Annotated in this window: 19 protein-coding genes; 2 read left to right on the top strand and 17 right to left on the bottom strand. The window is 46.7% G+C overall.

The window, feature by feature from the left end; genetic code table 11:
• Nucleotides 1-16: 16 nt before the first annotated feature.
• The 3 genes from LSG31_RS13410 to LSG31_RS13400 form a co-directional block, all read right to left on the bottom strand.
• Nucleotides 17-457 carry a GatB/YqeY domain-containing protein gene (locus LSG31_RS13410; protein WP_347435603.1) on the bottom strand — a complete coding sequence of 147 codons (441 nt, stop codon included), beginning with the start codon at nucleotides 455-457 and terminating at the stop codon, nucleotides 17-19.
• Between the two features lie 14 nt (nucleotides 458-471).
• Nucleotides 472-648: a 30S ribosomal protein S21 gene (gene rpsU / locus LSG31_RS13405; RefSeq protein WP_347435602.1), complete on the bottom strand. Its 177-nt coding sequence runs from the start codon at nucleotides 646-648 to the stop codon at nucleotides 472-474.
• A gap of 100 nt (nucleotides 649-748) precedes the next feature.
• Entirely contained in the window at nucleotides 749-1,966 is a 1,218-nt protein-coding gene (locus LSG31_RS13400) for a class I SAM-dependent rRNA methyltransferase (RefSeq protein WP_347435601.1), read from the bottom strand.
• Between the two features lie 41 nt (nucleotides 1,967-2,007).
• On the opposite strand from LSG31_RS13400, the gene LSG31_RS13395 reads away from it, so the two are divergent.
• Nucleotides 2,008-3,084 carry a Na/Pi cotransporter family protein gene (locus LSG31_RS13395; RefSeq protein ID WP_347435600.1) on the top strand — a complete coding sequence of 359 codons (1,077 nt, stop codon included), beginning with the start codon at nucleotides 2,008-2,010 and terminating at the stop codon, nucleotides 3,082-3,084.
• 9 nt (nucleotides 3,085-3,093) lie between these two features.
• Here the strand turns inward: LSG31_RS13395 and LSG31_RS13390 are convergent, their stop codons facing one another.
• The 13 genes from LSG31_RS13390 to gpr all read right to left on the bottom strand — a co-directional run bounded on the left by LSG31_RS13390 (nucleotide 3,094) and on the right by gpr (nucleotide 18,130).
• A complete protein-coding gene (locus tag LSG31_RS13390; protein WP_347435599.1) occupies nucleotides 3,094-3,528 on the bottom strand; it encodes an NUDIX hydrolase in 435 nt (144 codons plus the stop codon).
• A gap of 92 nt (nucleotides 3,529-3,620) precedes the next feature.
• Complete coding sequence (gene mtaB / locus LSG31_RS13385; protein ID WP_347435598.1) at nucleotides 3,621-5,012, bottom strand: tRNA (N(6)-L-threonylcarbamoyladenosine(37)-C(2))-methylthiotransferase MtaB; 1,392 nt, start codon at nucleotides 5,010-5,012, stop codon at nucleotides 3,621-3,623.
• A 1-nt stretch (nucleotide 5,013) separates the two neighbouring features.
• Nucleotides 5,014-5,763, bottom strand: coding sequence for a 16S rRNA (uracil(1498)-N(3))-methyltransferase (locus tag LSG31_RS13380; RefSeq protein WP_347435597.1), 750 nt, complete (start codon nucleotides 5,761-5,763; stop codon nucleotides 5,014-5,016).
• Between the two features lie 9 nt (nucleotides 5,764-5,772).
• The gene (prmA, locus tag LSG31_RS13375; protein ID WP_347435596.1) at nucleotides 5,773-6,711 is read right to left on the bottom strand and encodes a 50S ribosomal protein L11 methyltransferase; all 939 of its coding nucleotides are present in this window, start codon (nucleotides 6,709-6,711) and stop codon (nucleotides 5,773-5,775) included.
• A gap of 12 nt (nucleotides 6,712-6,723) precedes the next feature.
• Entirely contained in the window at nucleotides 6,724-7,872 is a 1,149-nt protein-coding gene (dnaJ, locus tag LSG31_RS13370) for a molecular chaperone DnaJ (RefSeq protein ID WP_347435595.1), read from the bottom strand.
• A gap of 198 nt (nucleotides 7,873-8,070) precedes the next feature.
• A complete protein-coding gene (dnaK, locus tag LSG31_RS13365; RefSeq protein ID WP_347435594.1) occupies nucleotides 8,071-9,924 on the bottom strand; it encodes a molecular chaperone DnaK in 1,854 nt (617 codons plus the stop codon).
• 113 nt (nucleotides 9,925-10,037) lie between these two features.
• Entirely contained in the window at nucleotides 10,038-10,664 is a 627-nt protein-coding gene (grpE, locus tag LSG31_RS13360) for a nucleotide exchange factor GrpE (protein ID WP_347435593.1), read from the bottom strand.
• An 86-nt stretch (nucleotides 10,665-10,750) separates the two neighbouring features.
• Nucleotides 10,751-11,779: a heat-inducible transcriptional repressor HrcA gene (hrcA, locus tag LSG31_RS13355; protein ID WP_347435592.1), complete on the bottom strand. Its 1,029-nt coding sequence runs from the start codon at nucleotides 11,777-11,779 to the stop codon at nucleotides 10,751-10,753.
• Nucleotides 11,780-11,954: 175 nt separating this feature from the next.
• The gene (hemW, locus tag LSG31_RS13350) at nucleotides 11,955-13,100 is read right to left on the bottom strand and encodes a radical SAM family heme chaperone HemW (protein WP_347435591.1); all 1,146 of its coding nucleotides are present in this window, start codon (nucleotides 13,098-13,100) and stop codon (nucleotides 11,955-11,957) included.
• A gap of 128 nt (nucleotides 13,101-13,228) precedes the next feature.
• A complete protein-coding gene (gene lepA / locus LSG31_RS13345) occupies nucleotides 13,229-15,037 on the bottom strand; it encodes a translation elongation factor 4 (RefSeq protein WP_347435590.1) in 1,809 nt (602 codons plus the stop codon).
• A 130-nt stretch (nucleotides 15,038-15,167) separates the two neighbouring features.
• A complete protein-coding gene (locus LSG31_RS13340; protein ID WP_347435589.1) occupies nucleotides 15,168-15,704 on the bottom strand; it encodes a hypothetical protein in 537 nt (178 codons plus the stop codon).
• A gap of 24 nt (nucleotides 15,705-15,728) precedes the next feature.
• Nucleotides 15,729-16,865, bottom strand: a complete 1,137-nt coding sequence (spoIIP, locus tag LSG31_RS13335; protein ID WP_347435588.1) for a stage II sporulation protein P — start codon at nucleotides 16,863-16,865, stop codon at nucleotides 15,729-15,731.
• A gap of 299 nt (nucleotides 16,866-17,164) precedes the next feature.
• On the bottom strand, nucleotides 17,165-18,130 hold the full coding sequence (gene gpr / locus LSG31_RS13330) for a GPR endopeptidase (protein ID WP_347439512.1): 966 nt from the start codon (nucleotides 18,128-18,130) through the stop codon (nucleotides 17,165-17,167).
• A gap of 274 nt (nucleotides 18,131-18,404) precedes the next feature.
• Here gpr and rpsT point away from each other — a divergent pair, with 274 nt between their 5' ends.
• On the top strand, nucleotides 18,405-18,680 hold the full coding sequence (rpsT, locus tag LSG31_RS13325; protein WP_347435587.1) for a 30S ribosomal protein S20: 276 nt from the start codon (nucleotides 18,405-18,407) through the stop codon (nucleotides 18,678-18,680).
• Between the two features lie 41 nt (nucleotides 18,681-18,721).
• Here the strand turns inward: rpsT and holA are convergent, their stop codons facing one another.
• Nucleotides 18,722-19,765 (bottom strand): DNA polymerase III subunit delta, encoded by a 1,044-nt coding sequence (gene holA, locus LSG31_RS13320; RefSeq protein ID WP_347439511.1) that lies wholly within the window; start codon nucleotides 19,763-19,765, stop codon nucleotides 18,722-18,724.
• Between the last annotated feature and the right edge of the window lie 174 nt (nucleotides 19,766-19,939).

Genomic DNA, 19,939 nt, shown 5'->3' with positions numbered 1-19,939 from the left:
GTAACCTGCAAAACGTTTACAGGAGTTGTTGTACGATTTGGTTTACAAGCTTCCCGTCAGCTCGTCCACGGACTTTTGGCATTAAAACGGACATTACTTTGCCCGTGTCAGCCTTGGAAGCAGCTCCAACTTCACGGATCACTTCTTGCACGATGGATTTTACTTCTTCTTCCGATAATTGTGTGGGGAGGTATTCAACCAAAATTTCAATTTCAGCTTTCGCTTCTTCGACAAGGTCTTGTCTTCCTGCACTTTCAAATGCTTGGAGGGAATCACGCCGCTGTTTCAACTCTTTGCTGATGACGGCCAGAACTTCATCGTCGGACAGCTCCTGCTTCTGATCGATCTCAGCATTTTTGACAGCAGTTCTTACCATGCGAATAACCGATAAGCGAACTTTATCTTTGGCTTTCATCGCTTGTTTCATATCTTCTGCTAAGCGACCGGTTAGACTCACGGAGCCGACCCCCTTTAGAATTTCTTTTTCTTACGAGCAGCTTCTGATTTTTTCTTGCGTGCTACACTTGGTTTTTCATAGTGCTTACGCTTTTTGATTTCAGCTAAAATTCCATCTTTGGCCGTTGCCCGCTTAAATCTACGCAATGCACTATCCAAGGATTCATTTTTACGAATCCGAACTTCAGACATCGAATTTCCCTCCCTCCAACGTTAAAACTATAAGACAAAGGAAGAAATCCTCATTAATCCATCAGATGCCATTATAGTATAGTAAAGTTCACACTGTCAACTAAGCACGGCTTTTTACTTGAAAAACGGCAAACTTTAGATAGTCGTTTTCTTCCATGCCAAGAATCACCGGATGATCTTTCCCTGCGCTTCTATATTCAATCAGACGCAAGAGTTTTTTCCCATCGGCGGCCGCGTCTTCAATCACCTGTAACCACATATCCGGCCGCACGTGATAGGAGCAAGAAGCGGTCACCAAAAAACCGCCCTCCCGCACCAATTTCATGCCGCGCAAATTGATTTCCTTATAGCCGCGCAATGCTCCTTCAACCGCTTGGCGCGATTTGGCAAAGGCCGGAGGATCCAAAATCACGACATCGAAGTCCCTTTTTTCCTGTTCAAATTTTCGCAGCTCATCAAATGCATTGCCGACGACAAATTCAAAATCCGCCCGATCTTCCAACCCATTCAATTGTACATTTCGAATGGCCGTATCGATGGCATGCTCGGAAATATCCAGCGCTGTAATATGCCTGGCCCCGTATGCAGCGGCATGCACCGTAAAGGAACCGGTATGACAAAAGCATTCGAGAACATCTGCGCCGCGTTTGCTGCCATCCGCTTGGAATGTCTGGCACAATGGCGCGATCGCTGCCCGATTCTCCCGTTGATCGAAGAAATACCCCGTTTTCTGCCCGTTCAGCAGATCCACGTACATGCGCACATCGTTCTCTTCGATCTCGACAACTTCCGGTATCTCCCCGTAAACGACGCCTTTCTGTTCTTCCAAGCCTTCCAATCGGCGCAGGGATATATCATTGCGCTCCATGATTCCTTTCGGCTGCAGCACGGAAACAAGGGCCTGAATGATTTGCTCTTTATGGCGCTCCATACCGTATGATACGATTTGCAGACTGACATACTCTCCGTAGCGGTCGACAATCAGACCGGGCAAAAAATCAGCTTCTCCGTAAATTACGCGGCAGGCTGCAGTTTTTTTCAAAAATTGTCGACGAAGCTGCCAGGCTTCACGGATTCTCGCTGTAAAAAACGCTTGATCGATGTCCTGATTCGGATTGTATGTCAAAATCCGTACAGCAATTTTTGATTGCCCATTCCAGAAACCTTTGGCCAAAAAATGGCCCTGATGATTGAACACGGAGACGATGTCACCATGTTGCGGAGAGCCATCCACCCGTTCGATTTCATTTTTAAAAATCCAGGGATGCGCATGTTCGAGACGTTTTCGTCTGTCTCTGCGCAAATACATTTGAATCACAAAATTCACCTCAAACATGACTCAATATTCAGCTGTTACAATTGATTTCACGCGCATTGCAATCGGCGTACGTTGCCATTCGAAAAAATCCGCTGTCAGACACTTCGGCAAGCAAACATGTACAGGCTGCCATTCACATATACATAGCAAAGGACAACCTTGGAAAGGGGCATGTGACTCCGATGATCTATGCTGTAATCAAACTTGCAATCGGTATGTACGGATTGATTCTCGGCATGCATTGGATGCGTTCCGGTTTGGAAGAATTGGCGGCCGACAAGCTGCCCATCTGGATCCAGCGTTTCGTAAAAACTCCTACACGCGGCCTTTTTACCGGAATTTTCATCACTTTGCTCTTGCAAAGCAGCGGTGCGGTAACTGTCATAACGATCGGTTTTGTCAGCATCGGTACAATCACATTTGCAGACAGTATCGGCGTTATCCTGGGAACAAATATCGGTTCGACAATTACCGCCCAAATGATTGCGCTGCAGTTGGATCGAATGGCCATACCTATATTGGGCATAGGGTTTTTGGTCATGATTTGCTGCAAACGTCCGCTTCGCCACATCGGTCAGGCATTATTCGGCTTTGGGATGATTTTTACAAGTCTCGCATTCATGACGGCTTCCCTGCAGCCGTTGGCACAATCCGGTTGGTTTCGCGGCCTTTTGCAGACATCTGCGGCAAATCCGCTATTGGGCGTATTGGCAGGCGCTTTTTTGACCGCACTTGTTCAGTCCAGCAGCGCTACCACAGCCCTTACGATCGCGCTTTCTTCCCAACATCTCGTCGCTTTGCCAGGGGCGATCGCCATCGTGCTTGGCAACAACATCGGCACATGCGTTACGGCAGTCCTTGCCGCCATCGGCAATCCCATTCAGGCGCGGCAAGTGGCGCTGGCGCATGTGCTGCTGAATGTCGCCGGCGTTGCCATCTTCCTGCCGTTTCTGCAGCCTTTTACTTGGCTCAATCAAGCGATCACATCGTCTCCAGCCATGCAGGTGGCCATGGCCCACACCCTATTCAACATCATTTCATCCTTGCTGGCATGGCCCATTGCCAGACCATTCGCCAGCTTCATCGAGTGGCTGCTTCCGGCTCGGCAGTCTGTGTAGGCAGCCGTCTCATCCCAACTCTCTCTTTAACATCTCGATCGCTTGCCGAAGTACATCCGTATTATTATTATATCCTTCTGCTAATTGCAGTTCGTAGGCATCTTCCAAAGGAAGCCAAAGCGCTTGGCGAATCTCCGACAATTGCGGCTGCAAATCCCCTCCCACTGCTTCAATCAGATAAAACGTGACTTGTTTTTCAATCTGTCCAAATCCAGGGTGATCAAATACATATGTCACACTGCCGACCACATCGCTGACAATTTGTCCGATCATGCCCGTTTCTTCCCGGACTTCCCGCAATGCCGCTTCTTTTGTCGTCTCACCGGGTTCTACATGTCCCTTGGGCAAACTTAATTTGCCATAACGGTCCCGAATAAATAAAATATCATAGGAACCGTTTATTTTTTGAAAAACAATTCCACCCGCAGAATATTCTTTCCTCATATCCTTCTCCCCTATCAGAGATCCTAAATGAGATATATTTCTTTAGTGTATCATAAACGTCGGATATAAAAAAAGCGTGGACGCTTCCACGCTTAAATGGCTTCAAATTGAACCGGATGCTGATCGAATAACGGCTGATCTTCCAGACTGACATCTTCTTCCGTTTTCGCGAATGTTACTTGCCGCACCATTTGACCGAAAGCCAATTCCTTTTCCACACGATCCAATTTCACTTCACAAATTTGTCCCAAAACTTCTTTGCCGCCGGGAAAAATCACTTTTACATAATTATCCGCATGACCAACGACGAGGGTTTTTTCCTCGTCATAAAATTCTTCCGGAATGACTTCTAACGTTTTTCCCAAGAAACTTGCCGCATATTCGTTCATCAACTGCTCAGACAGTTCGATCAGGCGCTGCACACGATGTTCTTTCACATCTTCCGGCACTTGATTTTGAAATTTTGCCGCCGGCGTGCCTCTGCGTTTGGAATACGGAAACACGTGAAGTTGGGCAAAGTTCTGTTCGCTGATAAATCGATACGTCGCTTCAAACCCTTCATCCGACTCGCCGGGGAAACCGACGATGACATCGCTCGTAATCGCCAGATCCGGCAATGCTTGCCGCAGCTTTTGAATTTTTTCCGCAAATTGCTCTGTTGTATAGCGGCGGTTCATTTTCTTTAATACTTGATTGTCCCCGGCTTGCAGCGGAATGTGCAAATGGCGGCAGATTTTTTTCGATTTGGCCAAAACTTCAATCGCTTCATCGTCAATTTCGCTTGCTTCGATGGAACTGATGCGGATGCGGTGCAAACCTTCTACGTTTTCCAAATCCGCCAATAATTTCGCCAATGAATAATCGGGAAGATCGGCCCCGTAGCCGCCCGTATGAATGCCTGTCAGGACAATTTCATAATAACCTGCTTCCACCAGCCGCTTTGCCTGGCGGATCACATTTTCCGGTTTGCGGCTGCGCAAAAATCCGCGGGAGTATGGAATAATGCAGAAGGTGCAAAAATTGTTGCAGCCTTCCTGGATCTTGAGCGATGCCCGGGTGCGATCCATAAAATACGGCACGTCCAATTCTTCAAAATTCCGCTGCTGCATGATGTTTCCGACAAAATTATATGGCTTGCGCTCCGTTTGCACCTTGTGCACCAAATCCATCATTTGCTCACGATGCTGTGTGCCGATGACAAGATCGACGCCCGGTATGCCCATGACTTCATCCGGAGCGATCTGTGCGTAACATCCGGTGACCACAACGGTCGCTTCCGGATTTTGGCGAATCGCCCGACGAATCATTTGCCGTGATTTTTTGTCGCCTACATGTGTCACTGTACAAGTATTGATCACATATACATCTGCCCTTTGATCAAAGGGAGCCTGTTCATACCCATCCTTTTTGAACAATTGCCAAATCGCTTCCGTATCGTAAAAATTGACTTTACATCCCAATGTGTGAAAGGCAACTGTGCGCATGTTACACTCCTCCCATCTCTCCGTATTCATATAGTATCACAGCTGCTGCTACAAGCCCTGCCGTTTCGGTTCGTAAAATTCTTGGACCCAATGTTACCGGCTGTGCATGCAGCGCCAAAAATTCCGCGATTTCCCCGTCATCCCATCCGCCTTCCGGACCGATCGCAATGCAAATCCTGTGAATCGGACCGGCCGTTCGCAATATCTGCTGCATTGTCTGCACAATTTCTCCTTCATAAGGAACAAGCACAAGATCATATTGAGACAACTTGTTCATCCATTGCCGCAACGGTTGCGGCCGCTGAACCGCCGGTATTGCATCCCGGTGTGCTTGCTCTGCCGCTTCTTTGGCAATTTTGCGCCACCGTTCCACAGCTTTCGTTTGCTTCTTTTCATCGTATTTCACGATACTTCTGGCGGTTTCCACCGGAATAATTTCGGAAACGCCGATCTCTGTGCCTTTTTGCACAATCAGATCCATTTTATCACCTTTCGGGAGCCCTTGGACCAATGTAATCTTTACCTGTGGCTCACGGCTCTGCAGCGAGTGGCGAATGTCTCCGATCACTTCAAACTCTTGCAGTTCCTTTAATGCAACGGTACAGCTTGTCCCGCAGCCGTCTGAAACAATCACCGTATCACCCGGCTTCATACGCAAAACACGGGTGATGTGTTTGACGTCATCACCCGTGATTCTAACCAGACCGTTTGCCAAATCGACTTGCGAACGTTCAACAAAATATCTTTGCAAATTGAACCCTCACTTTTGAGCAAGGAATGCAACCCAATCCCCTTGCGTTTTTTTCTCGACAACGGAAAAGCCGACAGCCTGCAGGCGAGCTTCCACATCATCCGCATACTGCTCGATAATTCCCGAGGAAATAAACCATCCGCCGGGAAGCAAATGATCATATGCAGCTTGTGTCAATTGCAGCACAATTTCAGCCAGAATATTGGCCACGACGACATCTGCCTGCCATGTGACGCCGTGCAGCAGATTCCCTTGTTGAACATGTATCCGATCATCCACGGCGTTTTTTTTGACATTGTCTTGCGCAACTTCCACTGCGACGGAGTCAAGATCACATGCGAGCACTCTGCTTGCTCCAAGCTTGGCTGCCGCAATCGATAGAATCGCCGTACCGCATCCCACGTCAATGACCTTCTCTCCGCCACGGAGAGCCTGCTCCAACAACCGCATACACAAGACAGTCGTTGCGTGTGTACCCGTGCCAAATGCCATGCCGGGTTCGATCTGAATGACTTCTAGATGTTCAGGAACAGAGATGGATTCCATTTCCCAACTCGGAACAATCAGCAAACGTTCGCTGACTTGTACGGGTTTGTAAAACTGTTTCCAACCATGTGCCCAATCTTCTTCATCAAGACTTGCCACACTTACAGTTGCCGCACCAGGTTCGAGTCCGTAAGATTGCAATGCCCGAATCTCCTCGGCAATCGCTGTTGCCAACGCATCGTGATAATCGCCGGCCGCAATATATGCTTTGATTCGTACGCCTTCCGCCGGCAGATCCAATTCTTCCATTGCATATAATTCTCCATACCGATCCGGCAATGGTTCGACACCCCAGCTGGAATCTTCGATGGATACGCCGGCAGCGCCAAAGCGATGCAGCAGTTCCACGACCGCCTCACTGGCTTCATGGCTGACGAGACATGTCAACTCATAATACATCATGTGTTATGGCTCCTATAATACTTCTTTAAATGCGTTCTTGACCCGCTCAAAAAACGTCTTCGATTGTTCGTGAGTCTCTTCGCCCAACTCCTGGCTTAAATCCCTCAGCAACTCTTTTTGTTTCTCCGACAGCTTCGTCGGCGTCACGACAAACACTTTGACATGCTGATCGCCCCGCGCCACACCATTGCCCAGACGCGGAATGCCTTTGCCGCGGATCCGGAATTGGGTGCCTGACTGTGTGCCTTCAGGAATGCGGAGTTTGACTTTGCCATCAATGGTAGGCACTTCAATTTCATCACCTAAAGCCGCTTGTACAAAGGTTAGGGGAACTTCACAGTATACATCTTCACCTTCGCGGCTGAAGAAATCATGTGAACGCACCTGAATCACAATAAACAGATCCCCTGGCGGTCCGCCTTTCGCCCCGGCCTCACCTGCGCCATTGACGCGAATCCGATTCCCGGTGTCTACGCCGGCAGGGATTTTCACATTGATTTTTCTCCGCACTTCTTTTACGCCTTTGCCGCGGCAATCGGAACATGGATGTGTGATCCGCTTGCCTTCACCCTGACAAGCAGGACATACCCGCCGATTGACCATGCGCCCAAGCGGCGTATTCATGACCGTTTCCTGCTGGCCGCTGCCTTTGCATACTTTACAAGTTTCCGGTTGTGTTCCCGGTTTGGAACCGGAACCATGACAAGTCCCGCAGGTTTCCGCCTTTGGTATCTCAATGTCTTTTTCCACACCAAATGCCGCTTCTTTAAACTCGATTGTCATCCTATATTGCAGATCGGCGCCGCGCGCTGGTCCCCGATTCCGAGTGGAACCACCTCCACCGCCGCCACCGCCGAAAAACATATCAAAAATATCGCCAAAGCCGCCAAAATCACCGAATCCACCGCTAAACCCTTGGCCGCCGCCAAAACCCTGACTTGGGTCTGCATGGCCAAAACGATCATAGTTGGCACGTTTGTCCGGGTCACTAAGAACCTCATATGCTTCATTCACTTCTTTGAACTTTTCTTCCGCTTGTGGATTATTCTGATTCAAATCCGGATGATATTGTTTCGCCAATTTTCGATACGCTTTTTTAATCTCATCGGCAGAAGCTTCTTTTCCAACACCTAACACTTCATAATAATCTCGCTTAGCCACGAGTGCACCCCCAGTCATTTGCGCTCGTTCACACAATTGCAATCGTTTCATAATACCACTGAAACACCGCTCTCGTCAAAATCGAAAGAAAGAGTCAAAGTATAGGACTTTGACTCTGCCTTGCTTTTTTGCGCAATCATGATTCCGACTTTTTAGAGATCCTGCGTTTTCAAGCAATAGTATAACAGATATGACAGGTTATTTCTTTTCTTCATCTACAACTTCATAGTCTGCATCGACAACATGGTCTTTGTTTCCTTGTGCTGCACTGGCGCCGCCTGCCTGTGCATTGTTCGGATCTGCTTGCGCCGCTTGTGCCGCTTGTTCATACAATTTCACAGACAACTGTTGAACTACTTGATTCAACTCTTCCTGCGCTTGCTTAATCGCTTCGATATCCGTACCGGCAAGCGCCTGCTTCAACTTCTCTTTTGCATCATTTGCTTTTTGCACTTCCCCTTGGTCGACTTTATCACCCAAGTCCTTGATTGTTTTTTCCGTTGTATAAACAAGCGTATCCGCCTGGTTGCGAATTTCTACCTCTTCGCGGCGCTTCTTGTCATCATCCGCATTCATTTCCGCTTCTTTTACCATGCGGTCGATTTCTTCTTTCGCCAAGCCGCCGGAAGATGCAATCGTAATGTTTTGACTCTTGCCTGTGCCAAGATCTTTTGCAGATACATTGACGATTCCATTCGCGTCAATATCGAATTTCACTTCAATTTGGGGAATTCCACGCGGTGCAGGCGGAATGTCGGACAATGTGAAACGGCCCAATGTTTTGTTGTAGGACGCCATTTCCCGCTCCCCTTGCAATACGTGAATTTCCACAGATGTTTGGTTATCGGCGGCAGTTGAGAACACTTGGCTCTTCGAAGTAGGGATTGTCGTATTGCGATCAATCAACTTTGTAAACACGCCGCCCAATGTCTCAATGCCAAGGGACAACGGTGTAACATCAAGCAATAAGAGTCCTTTCACTTCACCTGCCAACACTCCTGCCTGAATCGCTGCACCAAGGGCTACGACTTCATCCGGATTCACACCTTTGGTCGGTTCTTTGCCGATCAGTTTCTTAATCGCTTCTTGAACAGCCGGAATCCGTGTCGATCCGCCGACCAAGACCACCTTGTCAATCTGGCTTGCAGAAAGTCCTGAATCAGATAGCGCCTGGCGTGTCGGCCCCAATGTAGACTCGACCAGATCAGCCGTCAGCTCTTCAAACTTGGCGCGTGTCAAATTCAACTCCAAGTGCTTGGGACCCGACGCGTCCGCGGAAATAAACGGCAAGGAAATATTTGTTGTAAGAACGCCGGAAAGCTCTTTTTTTGCTTTTTCGGCAGCATCTTTCAAACGCTGCATCGCCATTCGGTCTTGGCTTAAGTCGATGCCGTTTTCCTTTTTGAATTCCGACACCAAATGATCGATGATCCGTTGGTCGAAATCATCTCCGCCGAGGCGGTTATTTCCGCTTGTCGCTTTTACTTCAAATGTTCCATCGCCAAGCTCGAGAATGGATACGTCGAATGTTCCGCCGCCAAGGTCGTAAACCAAAATGGTTTGATCTTGATCCTGCTTGTCAAGGCCATACGCCAACGCAGCAGCTGTCGGTTCATTGACAATTCGCAATACTTCCAGACCGGCAATCTTGCCCGCGTCTTTGGTCGCCTGCCGCTGACTGTCGTTAAAGTATGCCGGAACGGTAATCACCGCTTGGGTCACAGTCTCGCCGAGATAACTTTCGGCATCTGCTTTTAATTTTTGCAGGATCATCGCAGAGATTTCTTGCGGCGTATAGTTTTTATCTTCAATGGAAACTTTGTAATTCGTTCCCATATGACGTTTGATCGAGATAATGGTACGATCCGGGTTTGTAATCGCTTGACGTTTCGCAACATCCCCTACAAGGCGTTCTCCATTTTTGGCGAATGCGACTACAGATGGAGTGGTGCGTCCACCTTCCGCATTGGGAATGACAACAGCTTCTCCACCTTCCATGACAGCTACGCAAGAGTTGGTTGTTCCTAAATCAATACCGATAACTTTTCCCATCGTATATTCCTCCTATTGTTCAATCCTTGAATTTGAATATTATTGAAAAGCACAGAAGAAATTTGTACTCCTTTTTTAAAACAAATTTGAATCGCAATGATTGAAATACCTGATTATTGACTTATTTTCACCATTGCCGGGCGAATGACTTTTCCCTTTAACAAATATCCTTTGCGCAATTCCTCAACAACAGTGCCTGCAGGATATTCGTCCGTCGCCTCCACTTGCATGACACCTTCGTGCAAATTCGGGTCAAACGCCTGCCCGGCTGCTTCCATTACAGTTAGGCCTTCTTGCTCCAATACCCCGCTCAGTTGTCTGGCGACCATTTCGACGCCTTTGACAACACTCGCCGCATCCGCCGCATTTTGCCCGGAAACAAGCGCCAAGTCGAGGTTATCCAAAACAGGCAGCAGTGCCTGTATCAAGCGATTTGTCGCGAACTGAACCAAGTCTTCCCGTTCCGCGCGGCTTCTTCGCTTAAAGTTGTCAAAATCTGCTTGCAAACGCAAATTTCGGTTCTCTCGTTCGCGAAGTTGTTCTTCCAACGATTGGATTTTTGCAAGCAGTTCCAAATGCGTTCCATTCTCCTGCCCGTCATTTGCAAATTCCGAATCATTCGTCCCTTCCGTATCTGTCGATTCGCCTGCTCCCGCTTGTTCCCGGGCTGTATCGATCGATGCATCCAACTCAGAGTCACCTGGCTTTTTTTGAGCATCCGTTTGTTTGGTATCTGACAATTACGACGCCTCCTGCTTCGCTATACTCAATTCTATGTTCACTTGTATTTCTGTCCGAATCATTCGGAGAAAACACAGGTACGTATTTATGTTTGTATACGATTCAATGCCGTTGACAATACATCAGTCAATTCCGCCAAAATACGAATCACCCGACCGTAATCCATGCGTGTCGGCCCAAGCACGCCGATTGTCCCTGCCGGTTTTCCTTGTATGGAATACGTGGAGGTAATAATGCTGCAATTTTGCAAAGGCTCTACTCCATTCTCGAGGCCAATGCGAATCTGAATCCCGAGTTGTTCGGGCGGACCCAGGATTTGAACCACTTGCTGCGTATGTTCAAACATATCAAAAAGCGGCTTTACCTTCTCGATATCCCGGAACTCAGGCTGGGATAACATCTTTGTCGTTCCGCCCAAATACACCCGACCTTCCTGATCCGGATGTGAAATTTGGTCAAGAATCGCCAACGCCTCTTCGTATGTCTCAAGATGCTTTTGCATCTCCTGCATAATTTCACTGTACATGCGTGAACGAATTTGATACAAAGGCACGCCTGTCAATTTATCATTTAATATGCGAACGAATTGTTCGATCGCATCTACAGAAACATGCTCGGGTATCTGTACCGTCCGGTTTTCCACATGTCCCGTATCCGTGACGATGATGACAACGGCAGACCGATCACGAAGGGGAATCAAATCAATCCTTCGTACATTATGCTCATAAATTTGCGGACCTAGAACAATCGACGTATAATTCGTCAAACTCGATAAAATATGCGCAGTATGCTGTACAATTTGTTCCAATTGATCCATTTTTTTCACAAAAAGACTGCGCATCGATACGATATCGTGCGATTTTAATTCAAAAGGATCCAGCAAATGGTCGACATAAAACCGATACCCTTTTTTGGAGGGAATGCGTCCGGCTGATGTGTGCGGTTGTTCAAGAAATCCGAGTTCTTCCAAATCGGACATCTCATTCCGGATCGTTGCAGCACTGAACTGTATATCCTCATGTTTGGACAATGTCCGTGAGCCTACAGGTTCTGCCGATTGCACGTAATCTTCAATAATGGCACGCAAAATCAGCTTTTGCCGCTCCGTTAACACACCATCCACCTCCTGTTAGCACTCTAATGCATCGAGTGCTAATTACTTCAAAACGAACATACCAAAGCTGTATTCCTTTGTCAATATCAAGACAATCACAATGCGACCGTTTTTTATGAATTGTGAAAGGTTTGTGAATGCTTTTTACAGGCATCCGCGTGACCAATGTACCGATCTAAATGTCAATAAATCCGGCAAACACTTCATTGCCGACAATGTAAGCGGATCGCCTCAGGCGGACGCCTGATTCATCGACTTCCAATAGTCCTTTTCCTGCAAAATCCTGAATGACGGAACCGAACACTTCTTGCATCGCTACACCGTGACGTGTGAAAAAGCGATCATACGTTACTCCTTCTGCCAAACGCAACCCAAGCATCATCGTATCCTCTTGCTCCATTTCCACGGAAATACTCTCGACTGACTCAATCGGCCGTTTTTCCGCTTCGAGTTCTTCCATATAAGGATCCAAGCGTTTGATATTGGCGTATCGCCGGCCTCCGACATAGCCGTGAGCACCGGCACCTGCAGCGAGATACGGTTCATTCCGCCAATATACAATGTTGTGGCGAGACTTGTGGCCATGTTTTGCAAAATTGGAAATTTCATATTGTTCATAGCCATGATCCGCCAGGGATTGCTGCACGAATTCGTACATGGCGACTTCCGCATGTTCCGGCGGCAGTTGCAAATGCCCCGCATCATACCATTTTGCAAAAGGTGTTCCCGCCTCTATTTTTAATCCATACACAGATACATGCTCAGGTGCAAGCATAAGCAATTGTGATACGCTATCTTCCAGCAACTCCAATGTTTGATCAGGCAAACCGAACATCAAATCGAGGTTGATCGAGTAGAATCCTGCTTTCCGCGCCATTTCAAAGCTCCGATACACCGTATTGCGATCATGCAATCGTCCGAGTGAATGCAGCATGGTATCGTCAAAACTTTGCACGCCGAAACTCAAACGATTCACGCCATGCTCCTTTATGATTCGCAATGTATCGGAATCCACCGAACCCGGATTTGCTTCCATCGTAATCTCGGCATCCGCTTCTATTGAATAGAATTGGTGCAGTGTCTGCAAGATTTTTTCCAGCAAGCGCGGCGGCAACAGCGTCGGTGTCCCGCCGCCGAAAAACACGGTGCGTAAAGGCAAGGCAGAATCGGTTTGTGCGATCATCGTTAATTCTTTGCACAATGCGTCCGTATAACGCTCCATAACAGTTTCCGAGCTCACATAGGAATTAAAATCACAGTAAAAACATTTGCTTCCACAAAAAGGAATGTGTATATAGAGAGAGCGTACAGGTACGTTCATTCACTCACCGCCAATTGGTTCAAAATCTATGTATGATTAAACCATGGAACGTTGCATAAGTAAAATCTCTGCATAAAAAAACCTCCGGCACGCAAGCCCGGAGGTTCAAAATCCCAATGATCTGCTTTCTAATCCATCTTCAAAACGGCCATGAACGCTTCTTGCGGGACTTCCACACTCCCTACTTGCTTCATCCGTTTTTTCCCTTCTTTTTGCTTTTCCAACAACTTTCGTTTTCTGGTAATGTCACCGCCATAACATTTCGCCAAAACGTTTTTGCGAATCGCCTTAATCGATTCTCTCGCCACAACTTTATTGCCGATAGCTGCTTGTACAGGCACTTCAAACATTTGTCGCGGGATCAAGTCTTTGAGCTTTTCACAAAGCTGACGGCCACGCTGGTATGCTTTATCCCGATGTACAATAAACGACAGCGCATCGACGATTTCACCATTCAATAAAATATCCATCTTGACCAGCTTGGATTCCCGGTAACCGATCATTTCATAGTCAAAAGAGGCATATCCTTTTGTACTGGACTTCAGACGGTCAAAGAAATCATACACGATCTCCGTCAAAGGCAATTCATAAATTAACGTTACACGCGTCTCGTCGAGATATTTCATATCCACATAGGTTCCGCGCTTTTCCTGACACAGCTCCATGACAGTGCCAACAAAATCGCGAGGAACGATCACGGACGCCTTGACATATGGCTCTTCCACATGATCGACTCGATCTTGCGGCGGCATCAAGCTGGGATTGTCAATTTGCACGATTTCTCCGTTTGTCGTATGCACATGGTAAATGACGCTCGGCGCCGTTGTAATCAACGTCAATCCATACTCCCGCTCCAGTCGCTCCTGGATAATTTCCATATGCAAAAGTCCCAAAAAGCCGCAGCGGAAACCAAAGCCCAACGCAGAACTTGTCTCCGGTTCGTACTTGAGCGCTGCATCATTCAATTCGAGTTTTTCCAGTGCTTCCCGCAAATCCTTGTAATCATTCGTGTCAACCGGGTATAAACCGCAAAATACCATCGGATTGATTTTCCGATAGCCAGGCAGCGGCTCTGCCGCAGGACGAGCCGCATCCGTCACCGTATCGCCCACTCGCGTATCTCTTACATTCTTGATTCCCGCAACGATGAACCCCACATCGCCTACCGTCAATTGATCAATGGATGTCGGCTTCGGACGGAATGCGCCAACTTCAATCACCTCGAAGGATGACTGTGTCGCCATCATTTTGATCGTCATCCCGGGACGTATGGAACCATTCAGCACACGAACATATACGATTACACCTTTGTACGGATCATAGTGGGAATCAAAGATGAGAGCTTGCAATGGTGCATCCGGATCACCGGTCGGCGCCGGCACTTTTGCACAGATTTGCTCTAAAATATCTTCAATCCCAATCCCTGCTTTCGCTGATGCAAGTACCGCATCGCTGGCATCCAAACCAATAATATCTTCAATTTCTTGCTTTACCCGCTCAGGCTCGGCACTTGGCAGATCAATTTTGTTAACGACAGGCAAAATTTCCAGATCATTTTCCAATGCCAGATACACGTTGGCCAGTGTTTGCGCCTCGATTCCCTGTGCAGCGTCCACGACTAGCAAAGCGCCTTCACATGCCGCAAGGCTGCGGGATACTTCATAGGTAAAGTCCACATGTCCCGGTGTATCAATCAGATTCAGGATATAATCTTGACCGTCTCTCGCCCGATAGTTGAGCCGCACCGCCTGTAATTTGATCGTAATGCCGCGTTCCCGTTCCAGATCCATTTGGTCCAATACTTGCTCTTGCATTTCCCTGCTCGTGATTGCACCTGTATATTCCAAGATCCTGTCTGCCAGAGTTGATTTCCCATGATCGATATGTGCAATGATGCAAAAATTCCGAATACGTTTTTGCCGCTCTCTAGCGTCCATGCGACTTCCCCTTTCAAAGCCGTTCAAATGCTGTCCACTATTATAGCATCGCACATATACCCCCGCAATAAGGCGAGGGTATTTACTCCTTTTGTCTACAGATTTCCTTTAGGCAGATGCCTTTTGTTTTTTATTTGACTTTTGTCGTTTCCAAAACTTTTGTAAGACTGTCAAACATCGAACGGGCGCCTTTTTTGATCAGAATGCCAACACCGATTCCCGTTCGCTCTACAAATGTTCCGGTTGTAATCTTGGATGTCGGCGAGGCGTTCGCCAGGTTGGAAGAATTGGGAGCGGAACTTTGTATTCGCCGATTCGTTTGCTGATTCGTTTGATTATTATATTCTTGGGAATTTATTTTTGTATGTTTCTCTTTTGTTTTTCCTTTAATAATATCTTGAGCACGTACAGGCGCCATCGCGACAACGGCTTCCTGGGCTGCTTGCATGTTCTGTGACGAAGTTCCGCGGGACAGGCTTGCCGATCGGCTGGATTGCAAGGCTCTGTTCGGCCCTCCGGCATCTGCCGCTGTCAAACCCGCCTGCACAGCTACCACATGATGGATGCCTTTCATAACGGTTTGATATCCGATCACACATACAAATCCGAGCAAGATACTTAAACCGACTAGCATGAGAGCATTTTGACAGCGTTCCCGTACCAGCATCCCTCTGCTTCTCCTTTCCTCAATCTACTTCTCTTTTTTTAATACGTCTGCAATCACGTGCGACAAATCATCAACCGCCCGATTTAATTCATCCGGCGTATTATAGGGTCCGCCGATTTCAATCAACACGCTGTTCGGACTTAAATCCTGGTTATAAATCGTATCATACTGTGTAGAAGTCTTTCTCCATATACCCCTGCACAAACCAGGATATTCCTGATCCATTTGATTTTTCAATGCGTTCGCCAAGCGCTCATTTTCATCATGATGCGGATTCATTCCGCCGATAATAAAATAGATTCCCGCCGTTGGGGCACCTTTGACAATCGTTGTCGTAACCGATTTTGGTTCCGAATCTCTATGAATATCTAATATCATTTTTAACCCAGGGTGTTGTTTTAATACCTGTTTAACCGTTTGTCTCGAATATTTATAAGCATTCCAGTAGGGTCCCATCGTCCAATAGTCATTTGTTGTATGAATCGATGATACGCCCAATTGTTTCAGATCTTGTACAAGAGTATCTCCGTAACGGGTAATATTGATTTTTGCATCGTAAGCATCATCCGGTTGTGTGACTCCATGCAATTCCGGCAGATAGGCTTCCCGATTATGCGTATGGTAGATATACACCTCTGGATTTTGATCCGTCGTTGCGGCGGTGTTTGCAGTGCTTGTCCCACCCGCAGGCTTGGTGTTTGCTGCATGTTCTTGCATCGTACGACTCATTGAAGCAGATTGGGTTGGATCTGTTTCTTTGGGCGGCACGAATGATCCTTGTCCTGGTTTGTCCGCGCCGCCGGAAATCAACTGTACCTGACTGACGTTCATCATGGGAATTTGCCAATTTAATAAACTGCTTACATCGTGAAAATTGATATCTGTCATAAGATACATGAGATAGGAAAAAAATGTTGGACGTAAAGATTCTGTCGCCAGGCCATTTCCGTTGTCGGACGGATGTGACGACAAGCCTGCATCCGCTCCGGCACTTGCAGTCAATGTTTCTCTTTGGGTTTTCTCCAGAAGCGTCGATCGGCTCACGAGCAAGCCTGTAACGACAAAAACAATGGCGACAAACCAGGCGAGGCTTGTAATGATTTTTCGGGATTTTTTGCTGTTGATTTGCAGCGTATACGTACGAAACACATGCTTATGCATGTTTGTCACTCCTTTTCCGATTTTCACCGTTTGGGAATTGACCGCAAATTCTGTCAAAGAGCAGTGTAATGATTCCAGTATTCTTCGCGTTTCCGGATCGATCGTATCTGATTGCTGTTACATTTGATGACTAGTAATAGATATGCTAGTTTTGAAGGACGTATGACATCAAAATCTATCATTCTTTGCATTTCTGTTTGGAAAAGGAATAGATTCTCCCAATTGCTTTGCTGACGGCAAACATATTTAAAGGTCACGATTGGCTTTCGCGACCTTTTTTGACCTTTTCATTTTTTTATTTAATGTGTGTACATTTCAACGTTTTCGCTTGTAATGGCAGGATGAATGGCAATATTGACGCCGTTTGCCAAAATATTTGCCACATCTTCCACAAATTCATCCACTTCTTTCGGTGTGACGATGAGATTTTGGCCCATGGGCTGCAAAAGTTCAAAAATCAACTGCCGTTTCTCATGTTCATTAAAATTTCCTAACATTTGTCCCATTGCGTTGCCTGGCACTTCCGCATTCAAACGACCCATCAGCAAATTCATCGTATCATGGACAATTGTTACCGCATCTACAACAGTTGGAACGCCAACGGCAATTACCGGAATTCCCAATGTTTCTTTGTTTAACGCTTGTCTGCGGTTCCCCACACCCGAACCTGGGTGAATGCCTGTATCCGCAATTTGAATGGTTGTATTCACCCGTTCCAGAGAGCGGGAAGCAAGCGCATCGATCGCGATGACAAGATCAGGTTTTGTCTTTTCAACTATTCCGCGAATGATTTCGCTCGTTTCAATCCCTGTAATTCCTAATACTCCAGGTGAGATGGCAGCTAATGGTTGAAATCCTTCTTCCACAACTTCCGGCATATGTTGAAACAAATGCCGTGTCACAAAAACATTTTCCACTACCAAGGGTCCCAGTGCATCTGGTGTCACATTCCAATTTCCAAGGCCTGCAACAAGGACGGTTGAGTCTTTGGAAATATGTAAAAACCGGGACAATTCTTCTGCAAAAGCAACGGCAACCCGGCGCTGCAACTCCGGATCTTTTTGCCGCAGTCCCGGGATTTCCAACGTGGAATAATGGCCTTTTTGTTTTCCGATCTGTTTTGCCGCGAGCGCACTCCGGATATGCATGCGGGTGATCCGAATGCCATTGTCTTCCTTTTCCTCCGTCTCCACTCCCGAAAATTCCGGTGTCACTGCCTTTGCCAATTGATGCGCTTCAAGGGCCAAGTCTGTACGAACGCTCATATTGGAAGGGGGTGGTGATGAATCATTGCGATCCTTTCGATAGCGATTCCTATGTAAATGCTGATGTTGCCACCTCATCTTCCGGTCCTCCTTTGTCTAGTCAATAGTTTTAGACTGCCAGATGTATCTACAATTATGCATGAAATACTTGGATTCGTATTTTTTAGCAATCTTTGCACACATCGGCATTGCATTTGCTTGTTCCACATGATAAAATACCCATTGTGTTATTAACAGGACTCCTATGACCTGTTTTTTAAGGAGGTGACGTTCCGTGCCAAATATCAAATCTGCAGAAAAACGTGTGAGAATTAGTGAAACTCGCAGATTGCGCAATGCTTCTGCAAAATCAGCGCTTCGTACATCCATCAAGAAGTTTGAAGCTGCTGTTACGGCAAATGATGTCGAGTTGGCTCAGGCTACACTTAAGAGTGCTCTCCGCACCATTGATAAAGCAGTATCAAAAGGAATTTTGCATCGCAATGCGGCTGCCCGCAAAAAATCCCGCATGACAAAGAAATTCAATCAAGCGACTGTTGTAAGTGCTTAAAAGCGACCTTTACGGGTCGCTTTTTTTCTGACTTTTTTCTTTCATCTTGCATCGCGATGCAAAAGCTGAGGCAAAAGTAAAATAAATCGTTCCAATGCCATGCGATCTTGTTCTTTGCCGGTTTTGATCCGGTAATCGATCTCCGCCAACTGGGATAAAACGCACTCCAACTGCTTTTTTCGGTATGTTTTGCCTTGTTCATAGGCGATTTTCACACCATATGGATGGACGCCCAATTGAGACGCAATCTGCTGCTGGGAATATCCCCGTTCCGATTGCAGCATGGTTTGCAATATCAGGCGATACTGTCTCGCGATCATAAATAAAAGGTAGATCGGCGCTTCCTTTCGCAGCAGCAAATCATGCAGCGCTTCCCAGGCTTTTTCCAATCGCAGCCGAACCAGATGATCGATAAACGTAAAGATGTTTTGCTCTGCCGACTTCGAAACAAGATTCAACAAGTCACTCTCTGCGATTGTTTTGGTATCCGCTGCGTACAAAATCATTTTTTCCAATTCATGTTCGAGTGCTGTAATGTCTGTACCGGCGTATTGCACCAGGGTTTCTGTCGTCTCCTTTGAAATATTCACATGCTCTTGGCGACAATACTCCATCACCCATTCTTTGCATTCGTCCATCTTCATCGGTTGGCACGAGCATACGATTGCATTCGCGAGAAATTTTTTGCTGATTTTTTTCCGTTCATCCAACTTTTCCGTATGCGCCAATAACACAAGTACCGTATAAGGGGAAGGATTGTCCAAATAACGCAGCAATTCATCCAGGTGATGATCGAGAGTGGACTGTTTTTGTGCAGTAACGGCAGAAAACCGATCGACAACGATCAACCGGCGTTCCCCGAAAAAGGGAAGAGTCTCCGCTTCCAAAAGAATCGACTGAATGGCAGTATCCTCATAATCAAATTTGCTTGCGAGCAGTTCCGTTGTCTCTTCGCCAAATAAGCGTTTTTGAATGGCAGAAATCACTTTATGCATAAATCCGGTCTCTGTTCCGTACAGCAAATAGATAGGGGCAATTTCTTTATTCTTTTGTTGAATCGTTTTCCATAGATCATGAAAATGCATAGCCAAAACAAATACCTACTTCCAACCGAAATTCCATTCATAAATACGGATGCTTCCTATTCGTGCGTGTTCAAAAAGTGGTTAAGCAAGACACGTGGAGTTTTGACTGCTCTTTGAACATCCTATACTTAGAAATAATGGTACTAAAATCGCCAGTATATGTACAGAACAATA

Source organism: Fodinisporobacter ferrooxydans (assembly GCF_022818495.1).
Classification (GTDB): Bacteria; Bacillota; Bacilli; order Tumebacillales; family MYW30-H2; genus Fodinisporobacter; species Fodinisporobacter ferrooxydans.
Note: the sequence above shows the minus strand (reverse complement) of the source record. Positions and strands in the feature narration are given on the sequence as shown.

Bases quoted from the DNA above. Each gene is read 5' to 3' on its own strand.
- rpsU (WP_347435602.1), bottom strand. From the start codon at position 648: ATGTCTGAAGTTCGGATTCGTAAAAATGAATCCTTGGATAGTGCATTG.
- LSG31_RS13390 (WP_347435599.1), bottom strand. From the start codon at position 3,528: ATGAGGAAAGAATATTCTGCGGGTGGAATTGTTTTTCAAAAAATAAAC.
- mtaB (WP_347435598.1), bottom strand. From the start codon at position 5,012: ATGCGCACAGTTGCCTTTCACACATTGGGATGTAAAGTCAATTTTTAC.
- prmA (WP_347435596.1), bottom strand. From the start codon at position 6,711: ATGATGTATTATGAGTTGACATGTCTCGTCAGCCATGAAGCCAGTGAG.
- dnaK (WP_347435594.1), bottom strand. From the start codon at position 9,924: ATGGGAAAAGTTATCGGTATTGATTTAGGAACAACCAACTCTTGCGTA.
- hemW (WP_347435591.1), bottom strand. From the start codon at position 13,100: ATGAACGTACCTGTACGCTCTCTCTATATACACATTCCTTTTTGTGGA.
- lepA (WP_347435590.1), bottom strand. From the start codon at position 15,037: ATGGACGCTAGAGAGCGGCAAAAACGTATTCGGAATTTTTGCATCATT.
- LSG31_RS13340 (WP_347435589.1), bottom strand. From the start codon at position 15,704: ATGCTGGTACGGGAACGCTGTCAAAATGCTCTCATGCTAGTCGGTTTA.
- spoIIP (WP_347435588.1), bottom strand. From the start codon at position 16,865: ATGCATAAGCATGTGTTTCGTACGTATACGCTGCAAATCAACAGCAAA.
- gpr (WP_347439512.1), bottom strand. From the start codon at position 18,130: ATGAGCGTTCGTACAGACTTGGCCCTTGAAGCGCATCAATTGGCAAAG.
- holA (WP_347439511.1), bottom strand. From the start codon at position 19,765: ATGCATTTTCATGATCTATGGAAAACGATTCAACAAAAGAATAAAGAA.